Here is a 13,537-nt window from a genome sequence, read left to right as displayed (position 1 = left end):
GATCATGGGTATCACCCGCAGGAAGCTGCTTGTCTCGGCGGCCGGGATCCCGTTGGCCGGGGCGGCCGTCGCGCAGCTCGCCGAAGCGCCGGCGGCCAGCGCCGCGAGCGGTGTCGGCGACGTCGTCGGCAAGATCACCGTCGGTTACCAGGGCTGGTTCGCGTGCATCGGCGACGGGGCGCCGATCAACGCGTGGTGGCACTGGAGCCAGAACCAGGCGCAGGCGCCGTCGCCGAGCAACAACAACATCAAGGCGTGGCCCGACATGACCATCTACAGCAAGGGCTACCAGACCGGCTACGCCAACCTCGGCAACGGCCAGCCGGCCACCCTGTTCTCCTCGGTCGACCAGCAGGTCGTCAACGCCCACTTCAGCCTGATGCAGCAGAACGGCTGCGACACCGCGGCCCTGCAGCGCTTCGACCCGAACGGCTCGGAGGGCCCCAGCCGCAACGAGGTCACCAGGATGGTCAACACCGCCGCCCAGACCTACGGCCGGAAGTTCTACATCATGTACGACGCCTCGGGCTGGACGAACATGAAGACCGAGACGCCCGCGGACTGGACCAACGTGATGTCCCAGTACGCCTCGTCCTCGGCCTACGCGCACCAGAACGGCAAGCCGGTCGTCGGGATCTGGGGCTTCGGGTTCAACGACACCAACCACCCCTGGTCGGCCGCCGACTGCCTGTCGGTGGTCCAGTGGTTTCAGAGTCAGGGCTGCTACGTGATGGGCGGGGTGCCGACGTACTGGCGCACTGGGGTCAGCGACTCGCGCGCCGGCTACTCGAGCGTGTACTCGGCGTTCAACATGATCTCGCCGTGGATGGTGGGACGCATCGGCACCAAGGCCGACTCCGACAGCTTCTACACCAACGTCAACGTCGGCGATCAGGCCTACTGCAACTCCAACGGCATCGATTACCAGCCTTGTGTCTTGCCGGGCGACCTCTCGGCCAGCCAGCGTGTCCACGGCGACTTCATGTGGGAGCAGTTCTACAACATGGTGCGCGTCGGCGCGCAGGGCATCTACATCTCCATGTTCGACGAGTACGGCGAGGGCAACCAGATCCTCAACACCGCCGCCACCCAGGCGGGCGTGCCCACCAACTCGGGCCTGCAGTCCCTGGACCAGGACGGCACCGCCTGCTCGGCCGACTACTACCTGCGGCTGACCAACGACGGCGGCCGGATGCTCAAAGGCCAGATCGCTTTGACCAACGTACGCCCCACCGTGCCCGTACTCAGCGGCGAAGGTCCGTACGGCGGCAGCCCGGCCGCGATTCCGGGCACTGTGCATGCGGAGAATTACGACACCGGTGGGTCGGGCGTGGCTTACAACGTCTCCTCGGTCAATGGCTCCGGCAACGGCTACCGTGCCGACGGTGTGGACCTGGAGACGACCTCAGACACCGGTGGCGGCTATGACCTGGGCTGGACTGCGACGGGGCAGTGGTTCAAGTACACCGTCAACGTAGCCACCGCCGGCACGCACACCGTCAGCTTCCGCGTCGCGGCACCCTCCTCGGTCACCGACGCGTTCCACCTGTCCAACGCCTCGGGAACCAACCTGAGCGGCAACGTGAACCTTGCCGCGACCGGAGGATGGCAGACCTGGACGACGGTTACCGCGAGCGTCACGCTCCCCGCCGGTCGCCAGACCCTCACCCTCAACCAGGACAACGGCGGCTGGAACCTCAACTACGCCACGTTCGCGTCTACGCAGAGTCCGTACGGCGGCAGCCCGGCGGCGATCCCCGGCACGGTGCAGGCGGAGAACTACGACACCGGCGGGCAGGGCGTGGGGTACAACGTCACCTCGGTCAACGGCTCAGGCAACAGCTACCGCGCCGATGGTGTGGACCTGGAGACGACCTCAGACACCGGTGGCGGCTATGACCTGGGCTGGACTGCGACGGGGCAGTGGTTCAAGTACACCGTCAACGTAGCCACCGCCGGCACGCACACCGTCAGCTTCCGCGTCGCGGCACCCTCCTCGGTCACCGACGCGTTCCACCTGTCCAACGCCTCGGGAACCAACCTGAGCGGCAACGTGAACCTTGCCGCGACCGGAGGATGGCAGACCTGGACGACGGTTACCGCGAGCGTCACGCTCCCCGCCGGTCGCCAGACCCTCACCCTCAACCAGGACAACGGCGGCTGGAACCTCAACTCCATGACGTTCTCTTAGGCCGCGGCTTCAGAGCCCTGGTGTATGCACGGCGGGTGCGTGTCCGGAGCAGAGCTCTGCTCCGGACACGCACCCGCAGGGCACAGGCTCATTCAACCGACCCTAGTCTGAATCTGCGGCCCAATGGCTGGACAGACCTTGACTTCTGCTCGATCGCGGCTAAACAGTATCTACGAGTTCTCATTACTCCGACGAGCGATCCGCCGCGGGCGGCGCTCCGTGAACAAGGAGACAACGTTGTCATCCCTCCTCGGGCCGAGGAAGCACTCCCGAAGAATCAGTTCGACGACACGACGAGTCATCGCCACCGCCGTGGCCGCGGCTTTGGCGGCCGGGGTGCCGGCCGCGGGCGCGCGGGCGAACTCGGCGGCTTCCGCACAGACAGCCGCCGCCACCTCCGCGCAGCCGATCTATCTGAACACCCACTACTCGTTCGCCGAGCGGGCGGCCGACCTGGTATCGCGGATGACGCTGGCCGAGAAGGTCGCGCAGCTGCAGACGAACAACGCTCCGGCGATCCCGCGGCTAGGGGTCCAGCAGTACACGTACTGGAGTGAGGGCCAGCACGGCGTCAACCGGCTGGGCGCCGACACCGCGGCGAGCAGCCAAGGCGAGCTCAATCCGGCGGCGACCAGTTTTCCGGTGAACTTCGCCGCCACGATGTCCTGGGACCCGCAGTTGACCTACCAGGAGACGACGGCGATCTCGGACGAGGCGCGCGGGTTCCTCGACAAGTCGCTGTTCGGGACCGGCCAGAACAACCTCGGTCCTTCGGCCTCGGACTACGGGGACCTCACCTTCTGGGCGCCGACGGTGAACATGGACCGTGATCCGCGGTGGGGACGGACCAACGAGTCCTTCGGCGAGGACCCGTACCTGGCATCCACGATGGCCGACGCGTTCGTCGACGGGTATCAGGGTGAGACGATGACCGGCCAGCCGATGACGCCCTACCTGAAGGTCGCGGCCACCGCCAAGCACTATGCGCTCAACAACGACGAGGACGTCCGCCACACGCAGAGCGCGGACACCACCGACGCGAACATCAGGGACTACTACACCAAGCAGTTCGCCAGCCTTGTGCAGAACGCGCACGTGTCCGGCGTGATGACCTCCTATAACGCGGTCAACGGCACCCCGTCGCCGGCCGACACCTACACAGTGGACGAACTGCTGCAGGCGACCTACGGCTTCGACGGATACACCACCTCCGACTGCGGCGCGATCGGCGACGTCTACTCCTCCGGCGCCCACGACTGGGCGCCGCCCGGGTGGACGACCAACGGTACGACGTGGACGAACTCCGCCACCGGCAAGCAGATCTCCGCCGCGGCCGGCGGTCAGGCGTTCGCGCTGCGGGCCGGCACCCAGCTCAACTGCTCCGGCGGTGAGCTGACCACCGCGAACATCGACGCCGCGATCTCGCTGGGGCTGCTCTCCACCGGGGTGATCGACGGCGCGTTGACCAAGCTCTTCACGCTGCGGATGGAGACCGGCGAGTTCGATCCGGCGAGCAAGGTCGCCTACACCGGGATCACGAAGGCGCAGATCGAGTCGCCCGCGCACCAGGCGTTGGCCGAGAAGGTCGCGGCGCAGGATCTCGTTCTGCTGCAGAACGACAAGGTATCCGGCACGTCCGCTCCGCTGCTGCCGGTCGCTCCGGCCACGCTGAACCACATCGTCATCGTCGGCGACCTGGCGAACACCACCACCCTCGGCGGGTACTCCGGCGACCCGACGCTGAAGGTCGACGCCGTCCAGGGGATCACCGCAGCGGTCAAGGCGGCCAACCCCTCGGCGACGGTCACCTTCGATTCCTGCGGCACCTCCGCCTCCGCCACGACGCCCGCGGCGTGTTCGGCCGCGACCCAGACCGCCATCAAGACGGCGGACCTGGTGATCGTGTTCGTCGGCTCGGACCTCGGGGTGGCCGATGAGGGCACCGACCGGGGCACGCTGGCCCTGCCCGGCGACTACGACTCGCTGATCAGCCAGGTCGCGGCCCTCGGCAACCCGCGGACGGCGCTGGTCATGCAGGCCGACGGCCCCTACGGCATCCAGGACGCCCAGAAGGATTTCCCGGCCATCGTGTTCAGCGGCTACAACGGCGAGAGCCAGGGCACCGCGCTGGCCCAGGTGCTGTTCGGGCAGCAGAACCCTGACGGGCACCTGGACTTCACCTGGTACGCGGACGACTCCCAGCTTCCTGACATGAACGACTACGGCCTCACCCCGTCCCAGACCAGCGGGCTCGGCCGCACCTACATGTACTTCACCGGCAAGCCCACCTACCCGTTCGGGTACGGCCTGTCCTACTCGCGGTTCAAGTACTCCGACCTTCACGTCGGGCCCGGATCCGTCTCCGCCGACGGCACGGTGAAAATCGGCGTCGACGTCACCAACACCGGCACGGTCGCCGGGTCGACGGTCGCGCAGCTCTACGCCTCGCCGCAGTTCTCCGTCTCCGGTGTGGAGCTGCCGCAGGAGCAGCTGATGGGCTTCCAGAAGACGAAGGTGCTCGCGCCTGGGAAGACCCAGCACGTCGAGCTGTCCGTCAAGGCCTCCGATCTGAGTCAGTGGGACGAGAGCGCCCTCAAGCAGGTCGTCTATCCCGGCGCGTACAAGTTCGCCATCGGACCTGACTCCACCACTGCAGCGGGTTCCGCCACGGTACGGATCCGCGGCGCCATCACCCCGCGGGTGCAGACAGTCACCGTTCAGCCGGGTCAGGTGGTCTTCAATGCCGGCGACACCTTCGACCTGACCGGCACCAACCCGTGGATCGCCCCGGACACCGACGCCTCGCTCGAGCAGCCCCACGCCACTGCGGACAGCATCATCGAGGCCGCCGACAACGACCAGTCTTTCGCGGACCTCTCCAAGGCTCACGTCACCTACCGATCCACGGATCCTCAGGTCGCCTCGGTCAGTGCCGCCGGGGTGGTGACCATGCGCGCGGCCGGTGCCGCGACGATCGAGGTCACCGTCAACGGCGTCACCGGCACGGCTCCGATCGTCGTGCAGGAGCCGTTCGCCCTCCAGGCTCCGAGCGTCGTCAAGCCCAACACCACCATCACGGCGACCGCCACGTTCACCAACTCCGGCACCCGCGACGTCCGCGACCTGGCGACCAGCTTGACCGCGCCCAGCGGCTGGAGCGTCACGGCGAACCCGCCGTCATCAGGGTCCGACATCGCCCCCGGCCAGAAGGTGACGGCGACCTGGACCGTGGCGATCCCGAGCACGGTCAAGCCGGGCGCCACCGCGGAGTTGGACGCGACGGCGCGCTTCTCCGGCGCGGCTGGGCCGTACTCCGAGAACGCCGTCAGTACCCTCACCGCGACCTCGGGCGCCACACCCGAACAGGTAACGCCGGTGGTCACCGGGACGAGCCCGCCCGCCGGTGAGCTTCAGGTGGTCCTGCACAACCCGTCGGACACGCCCACCACCGTAACGGGCGTGAACTGGAAGCTCGGCGATGAATCGGGCACCGCGCCCGCGAGCGCCACCATCGCCCCGCAGGGGACTGCCACCGTGGACGTGCCGGTGACCAGCGTCGGCTTCGCCACCATCTACCCGTTCACCGTCACGAGCGTCATCTCCGGCGGTCTGTCCTCGGAGTCGCTCTCCGGCCACGTCACCTTCATGCCCGTGGTCAATAAGAGCCTGGGCAGCTCCTGGACGCTCGCCCAGGTCCAGGACGGCCCGGCGATCGACCTGAGCACCACCGCCGACGGCAAGTGGGTGTCGCTGGACGGCAGCCAGCCGTACGGCGGCGACGCCGACCTGTCGGGCAAGGTCTGGCTCGACTGGGATTCGACGAACCTTTACATCACTGCCGACCTGACTGACGACGTGTTCTCCGAACCGGCGACCGGCGTCAACATCTGGCAGGGCGACTGCCTGCAGATCGCTGCCACCTCGGGCGTCCCCGGAGCGTCGGCCTCCGAAAGCACCGCATCGGTCGACGGCCACTACGAGTACGGAGCCGCGCTCACCTCGCTCGGCTCCCAGCTCTACCGGTGGACCGCCCCGACCGAAGGCAGCGGTCAGGTCACCGATGCGGCGGTGAATGTCACCAGGGACGAGACGACCCACACCACCCTCTACGAACTCGCCATCCCCTGGACCGACCTCACCTCGGTCCAGCCGACCGCGGACACCGTGTTCTCCTTCTCGCTGATCGTCAACGACAAGGACGCCGGGGCGCGCAAGGGCTTCATCCAGTGGGGCGACGGCATCGGCACCAGCAAGGATGTGGCCGGGTTCAACATGGCCCAACTGATGCCGGCAAGCGGGTCCTGAGGGTTACCTGTGGGGCCCGCCGAGAACTCGGCGGGCCCCACACGGGCCCTGCACACAGTCCTCAGGCCTGTGCTGTACGAGCGCGCCGTTGGTCGTCGAGGCGCCGGAAGCAGTGAGGACGAGGCCTGAGTTGCGATTGAGCAGCTCCTGGGGCGATCAGCTGCCACTGCTGGTCGGAGCTGGCGTTCTGTAGCCACTGCACGGCGTCATGGCCATCGAGCAGCTCCGTGCCGTACACGCCGCGGTCCCGGCCGACACCCGCCCGGATGAATGCGGCGAATCCGGGCGGTCCAGTTCCGGAACCCCGCAAAAGCCTTGACGCGCCGATTGGTTTAGACCACCGTACGTGGCGTCACCTTGTGCCCGCGGTATGACGGCCGGGACATCGGACCTCTGTGTCAGAGCGCGTAGCCCGCGCGCAGAGGACTCGGGAGCCCGGCCGGCCGTGGCGAGACCAATCCCACTCCAGCGCCCGGGGCTCATGCCGGGCTGCCCGGATGGCTTCTCCTCACAGAATCGGGATGCGCCATGAAACCTGACAACCTCGGAGGTCTCGGCCCGCGCGCGGCGCGGTACGGAGGCGCGGCGGTGATCGCCGCCGGCACGCTCGCACTGGCGGCCGGAGGCATCGTCGCCCTGGCCGGCCCGGCTCAGGCCGCCAGTTCGATGTACGTCGCGCCCTACGTCGACATGTCCAACTCGCAGGAGAGCGTGCTCAACTCCGTCATCTCCGCGGACGGCCTGCACGCCTACACCGCGGCCTTCGCCATCGGCGAGGGCTGCAGCGACATCTGGGGCGACACCCTGCCGATCGGGTCGGACCCGACCATCGGCGGCGAGATCTCCTCGGCCAAGGCGGCCGGCGCGCAGGTCATCGTCTCCTCCGGCGGCGCGGCGGGCCTGCCGCTGTCGTTCACCTGCACCAATCAGAGCACGATCGACGCCGGCTACCAGGCGATCATCAACGACTACGGCACCCAGTACCTCGACTTCGACATCGAAGGCGCCGCGATCGCCAACACCACCGGCATCGACCAGACCTTCCAGGCCATGAAGGACCTCAAGGCCTCGAACCCCGGCCTGGTCTGGTCGGTCACCGTGCCCGTCCTGCCCAGCGGCCTGGACAACTACGGCACCGCGCTGCTCCAGGACGCCAAGAACATGGGTGTGACCATCCCCGTCGTCAACGTCATGACGATGGACTACTACCAGGGCAACATCGAGATGGGCCAGGCCGCCATCAGCGCGGCGCAGGCCACGCTCAGCCAGATGAAGGCGGTGAACTCCGCCTACTCGTACGCGAACGTCGGCATCACGCCGATGATCGGCGTCAACGACGACGGCTCCACCTTCACCCTCTCCGACGCCTCCACCTTCACCCTCTCCGACGCCTCCACGGTCGCGAGTTGGGCCGAAAGCAACGGAATCGGGCGACTCGCCTTCTGGTCGGTCGACCGCGACCAGGCCTGCCCCGGCGGCACCGGCGGGGCCGCGTCCTCCACCTGCAGCGGAGTTTCGCAGAGCACCGGCGCGTTCACCAAGGGCTTCCTGGGCAGCGGAGGTGGCGGCGGCAGCACCGGTGGCGGTGGCGGCAGCACCGGCGGCTCCGGCGCGACCGGACCGGTCACCGGGTATCAGGGGCTGTGCCTGGACGTGCGTAGCGCGAGCAGCGCTGACGGCACGCCCGTGCAGGTCTACACCTGTAACGGCACCAACGCGCAGCAGTGGACGGTGGCCTCGAACGGCACGCTCCAGGCGCTCGGCAAGTGCCTGGACGTGTCCGCAGCGGGGACCGCCAACGGCACGAAGGTGCAGCTCTACACCTGCAACGGCACCGGCGCGCAGCAGTGGCAGGCGCAGTCCAACGGCGAGCTCATCAACCCGAACTCGGGCAAGTGCCTCGACGACACCGGCTACGGCGGCTCGGGCACCCAGGTGCAGATCTGGTCGTGCGGAGACACTTCGAACCAGCAGTGGCACGTGGCCTGACACCTCTGGCCGTGCGGCCCGGGATGCCTCGGGCCGCACGGTTCCATCCGAATTCTGGATGTTGACGAACCGAATTCCGTATTACTGCCGCAGCCTCAGTTGAGCCGGAAGCGGCTGGCAGGTTCCGGAACTGACCTGTTTAGAGCCATATCCTCGGGCTCCTTTGGGAAACGGTTGTCTTGGTGAAGTTTTGACTGTATCCAGCTGAATAGCGCTGCTACGTTGGCGACGCGGACACCCCACATGTTCATCCGCCTGCAGAACCCTCACTCACCCACACACACGCTTCGCGCGTTTGAGGAACTACCATGACGATCTCTCGACGCAGGCTTCTGTCCACCGCGCTCGCCGGCACCACGGTCGCGGCCGTGGGCGCAACCGAGCTCATCTCCGCCCTGACCAGCCCGGCCAGCGCCGCCTCGCCCGCCGGCGACGTGGTCGGCAAGATCACCGTCGGCTATCAGGGCTGGTTCGCGTGCATCGGCGACGGGGCGCCGATCAACGGCTGGTGGCACTGGAGCGACAACTGGGGGCAGGCTCCGTCCCCGAGCAACAACAACATCAAAGCCTGGCCGGACATGACGGTCTACAGCAAGGGTTATGAGACCGGGTACGCGAATCTCGGCAACGGATCCCAGGCCACGCTGTTCTCCTCCTACGACCAGTCCACGGTCAACGAGCATTTCGCGCTGATGGCGGCGAACGGGTGTGACACCGCGGCGCTGCAGCGGTTCGACCCGAACGGCTCCGAAGGACCGACCCGCAACGCGGTGACGGCCAGGGTGAACACCGCCGCGCAGGCCAACGGCCGGAAGTTCTACATCATGTACGACGCGAGCGGGTGGACGAACATGGCCACCGAGATGCCGGCCGACTGGACGGCCAACATGAAGCAGTACACGTCGTCATCCGCCTACGCGCACCAGAACGGCAAGCCCGTCGTCGGTATCTGGGGCTTCGGCTTCAACGACTCCAACCACCCCTGGTCCGCCTCCGATTGCCTGTCCGTGATCGACTGGTTCAAGAGCCAGGGCTGCTACGTGATGGGCGGCGTCCCCACGTACTGGCGCACCGGCGTGAGCGACTCGCGGGCCGGGTACTCCAGCGTGTACAACGCCTTCAACATGATCTCGCCGTGGATGGTCGGGCGGATCGGGACGGTCGCGGATTCGAACAACTTCTACAACAACGTCAACGTCGGCGACCAGTCCTCCTGCAACGGCAACGGGATCGACTACCAGCCGTGTGTTCTGCCCGGGGACCTCTCCGCCCGCCAGCGCGCGCACGGCGACTTCATGTGGGGCCAGTTCTACAACATGGTGCGCGTCGGCGCTCAGGGTATTTACATCTCGATGTTCGACGAGTACGGCGAGGGCAACCAGATCCTGCACACCGCCGCCACCCAAGCCGCCGTGCCCGCCGGCTCCGGCCTGCTCTCCCTGGATGAGGACGGCACCGCCTGCTCCGCCGACTACTACATGCGCCTGACGAACGACGGCGGCCGGATGCTCAAGGGCCAGATCGCGCTCACCGCCACCCGGCCCACCGTGCCCAACCCCGGCTCCTCCACCGGTGGCGCCACCCCCGGGTGCGGCCAGATGACCGGCAACCAGCAGATCACCGTGAACCAGTCCATCACCTCGTGCGACGGCCGGTTCCAACTGATCCTCGGCGGCGACGGCAACCTCGTGCTCTACCAGGGCAGCACCGCGCTGTGGGCCTCGGGCACCGCCGGCCAGGCCAGCGCCAAGGCGATCATGCAGGGCGACGGCAACTTCGTCATCTACAACGCCTCCGGCAGCCCGCTGTGGGCCAGCAACACCGCCGGCGACAACGGCGCCTACCTCTCCGTGCAGAACGATGGCAACACCGTCATATACAACTCGGCCGGAACCGTCCTGTGGAGCACCGGAACCGCAGGGCACTGATTGCAGGGGACATCCATGCCTATCCCATCGACACTCGCTCGCCGCGTAACCGCCTACGCCACGGCGCTCGTCACCGCATCGGCGTTCCTCAGCACCGGGCTCGCGACCACGGCCCGCGCTGCTGCGGCCGATCCCACCAGCGGCTACTGGACCGGGACCTGGGGCGCGGCACCCGAGAGCGGGGGTGCGTCCTTCAGCGGGCAGACCATCCGTCAGATCGTGCACACGAGCATCAGCGGAACCGAGGCGCGGATCCAGATCTCGAACGTCTTCGGCAGCGCGCCCCTGACCGTGACCGACGTCCACCTGGCCCGGTCCGGCTCCGGCTCCTCGATCACGGCCGGCACGGACACCTCGTTGACCTTCGGCGGGTCGGCCACTATCACCATCCCCGCCGGAGGCACTGGCTTCAGCGACCCGGTGAGCTACGCCGTGCCCGCGCTGACGAACCTCACCGTCAGCTTCTACCTGCCCAACTCGACGGGCGCCTCGACCTATCACCGGCAGGGCACGCAGACCAACTACATCGCGTCCGGCGACGTCGCCGGTGCCGCGAGCCTCTCCGGTGCCCAGACCACGGGCAGCTACTACTTCCTGTCCAACCTCGACGTGCTCAACTCCGCCTCGCAGGGCTCCGTGGTGACCTTCGGAGCATCGATCACCGACGGGTACGCCTCAAGTCAGAACGCGAACACGCGATGGCCCAACGACCTCGCCTCGCGGCTCGTGGGGGCGGGAGACACCGTCGGGGTGATCAACGAAGGCATCAGCGGTAATCGGCTGCTGGTGGACGGCAGCGGGCAGAGCGCGCTGGGCCGCTTCGACCGGGACGTGCTCGGGCAGCCGGGCGTGCGTTGGGTGATCTTCTCCGACGACCCGATCAACGATTTGGGTTCGACCAGTCCGCAACCCACCGCCGCGCAATTGATCGCCGGTGTTCAGCAGTTGATCGCGCTGGCGCACCAGAACGGCATCAAGTTCATCTGCTCCACGCTCACCCCGTATCAGGGTGCGGGCTATTGGAACTCCTCGGGCGAATCGGCCCGGGAGGCGATCGACGCCTTCATCCGCGGCTCGGGTAGCGGCTGCGACGGGGTGATCGACCAGGACGCCGCGACGCACGACCCGTCGAATCCGACCTGGTACCTGCCCGCCTACGACAGCGGCGACCACCTGCACCCGAACGACGCCGGCTACCAGGCCATCGCCAACGCGGTGAACCTCGGCCTGTTCACCCCGCCGAACCTGCCGGTGATCTCCTTGCGGGCACACGCGAACGGCGACTACGTCACCGCGGAGAACGGCGGCGGATCCGCGCTGATCGCCAACCGGACCGCGATCGGCTATTGGGAGCAGTTCGACGAGATCGACGAGGGCAGCGGCGCCATCGCGTTGCGCGCCCACGCCAACGGCCTGCTCGTCACCGCCGAAGCCGCCGGCGCGCAGCCGCTGATCGCCAACCGGACCGTCGTCGGCGCCTGGGAGACCTTCCAGCTGATCCACAACGCGGACGGCAGCGTCAGCCTGAAGGCCGACGCGAACGGCGACTACGTCACCGCCGAGGCCGCCGGTGCCCAGTCTCTGATCGCCAACCGCACAGCCATCGGCGGCTGGGAGGAGTGCGACCTGATCGTCGACAACTGAGCCCTGGTTTCGGAGCGGCCTGTTCCCCGGCAGCGGAGGCGCTGCCGGGGAAAAGGCGTGTCAGGTCACCGGGTCAGCAGGTGAGGTTGCCGCCGGGGGAGACGCCGAGGATGGAGGTGAAGGATTCGTAGTCGTTGACCCGGTCCTGCATCTCGGCGGTGTTGCCGCCGTTGCATTCGATGTCGTTGATGGCGCGGATGGTGGCGCCGAAGCCTGAGCCGCCGGTCATGGCCTGGTGGGAGGTGACGGAGCCGTTTCCGGTGCCGGTGAACCAGTACCAGAGTGCTGTCTCCCAGGCGATGGCCGCGTTGGTGGAGACCAGGTTGGGGTTGTCGAGCAGGTCCTGGCCGATGGCCTGGCCGGCGGCTTCGTAGTTGAAGTTCCACGAGATCTGCAGCGGGCCGCGGCCGTAGTAGGCGTAGGTGCCGGCCGGGCAGCCGTAGGACTCGGAGGCGCAGTAGTCCCCGGACTGGTCGATCTCGTTGACGTAGACCAGTCCGCCGGTCTCGTGGTCGACGTTGGCCAGGAACGCCGCAGCCTCCTGCTTCTCGACCGTGGTGCCGCCGGTGGTGGCAAAGGCAGGGTACGAATTCAGTGCTGCGACGAGCCCGCTGTAGGTGTAGAACGAGTTGCGGCTCGGGAACATCTGGTCGAACTGCGCCTCGCTGACCACGAACGAGCCGCCGCCGGCGGTGCTGCCGCCGCCGGGCACGGTCCAGGACTGGTTGGCCCCTCCGGAGCACGCCCAGATCTGGACCTGAGTGCCCGAACCGCCCCACCCGGTGTCGTCCAGGCACTTGCCGGAGTTCGGGTTGATCAGCACCCCGTTCCCGCCGGGCTGCCAGACCTGCGCGACGGTGTTGTTGCAGGTGTAGAGGTCGACCAGGGTGCCGTTCGCGGTGCCGGCGCCGGACACGTCGAGGCACATGCCGAGCACCTGGAGGGTGCCGTTGGACTGCACGGTCCACTGCTGGGCGTTCGTGCCGTTGCAGGTGTAGACCTGGATCGGGTTGAACAGCGCGGTGCTGGCGCTGCGGTCATCGAGGCAGAGCCCCTGGTAGCCGGTGATCGCCCCGGTACTGGCGGCCTGGGCGACGGTGGCGGTGCCGACGCCGATGCCGGTCAGGAGCGCGAGCGCTCCGAGGACGGCTACGGCGCGGCGGCGGACGGCGTGGGTGAATGAATGCTTCGTCGGTCTCATCCGGTGGGTCCCTCGCTTCATGGCGTGGTGGGAATCGAGCCCTGATACAGGTGCGCGACCACGGAACCTTCGGCGGCCTCTGCCACGAGCGTGGGGTGGGTAGGGCATGACAGCGCTGCGCCGAGCCTCCGTACGGTGCGAGGGTGGTCTAGTCCAATCGAGTTGTCAAGGCTTGCGGGGTCGAATGCCGCCACCTTCCGCGTTGGACCGACTTCGCGCAGAACCGGAGAGGACATCTGGTTCCGGAACCTGGCCAGTCTCTTGACTTATGTCCATGGT

The 13,537-nt window shown here is 67.6% G+C and carries 6 protein-coding genes; 5 read left to right on the top strand and 1 reads right to left on the bottom strand.

Annotated features, from left to right (window positions below):
- Positions 1-4 precede the first annotated feature (4 nt).
- From ACTRO_RS49515 to ACTRO_RS44790, 5 genes are all read left to right on the top strand, one after another.
- The gene (locus ACTRO_RS49515) at positions 5-2,191 is read left to right on the top strand and encodes a carbohydrate-binding protein (RefSeq protein ID WP_084316043.1); all 2,187 of its coding nucleotides are present in this window, start codon (positions 5-7) and stop codon (positions 2,189-2,191) included.
- Positions 2,192-2,428: 237 nt separating this feature from the next.
- Positions 2,429-6,496: a glycoside hydrolase family 3 C-terminal domain-containing protein gene (locus ACTRO_RS07065; RefSeq protein WP_245594317.1), complete on the top strand. Its 4,068-nt coding sequence runs from the start codon at positions 2,429-2,431 to the stop codon at positions 6,494-6,496.
- A 528-nt stretch (positions 6,497-7,024) separates the two neighbouring features.
- Positions 7,025-8,485, top strand: coding sequence for a chitinase (locus tag ACTRO_RS49510; protein ID WP_051450440.1), 1,461 nt, complete (start codon positions 7,025-7,027; stop codon positions 8,483-8,485).
- Positions 8,486-8,793: 308 nt separating this feature from the next.
- On the top strand, positions 8,794-10,413 hold the full coding sequence (locus tag ACTRO_RS07055; protein WP_034260365.1) for a lectin: 1,620 nt from the start codon (positions 8,794-8,796) through the stop codon (positions 10,411-10,413).
- Positions 10,414-10,428: 15 nt separating this feature from the next.
- On the top strand, positions 10,429-12,057 hold the full coding sequence (locus ACTRO_RS44790) for a GDSL-type esterase/lipase family protein (protein ID WP_063627936.1): 1,629 nt from the start codon (positions 10,429-10,431) through the stop codon (positions 12,055-12,057).
- Between the two features lie 73 nt (positions 12,058-12,130).
- Here ACTRO_RS44790 and ACTRO_RS07045 read toward each other — a convergent pair whose 3' ends face one another.
- The gene (locus tag ACTRO_RS07045; RefSeq protein WP_034262119.1) at positions 12,131-13,258 is read right to left on the bottom strand and encodes a glycoside hydrolase family 19 protein; all 1,128 of its coding nucleotides are present in this window, start codon (positions 13,256-13,258) and stop codon (positions 12,131-12,133) included.
- Positions 13,259-13,537: the final 279 nt, after the last annotated feature.

Origin of the sequence: Actinospica robiniae DSM 44927 (assembly GCF_000504285.1) — a bacterium.
In the GTDB taxonomy this organism is placed as follows: Bacteria; Actinomycetota; Actinomycetes; order Streptomycetales; family Catenulisporaceae; genus Actinospica; species Actinospica robiniae.
The sequence above is the reverse complement of the archived record's forward strand: the minus strand, read 5'-3'. Positions and strand labels throughout refer to the sequence as shown.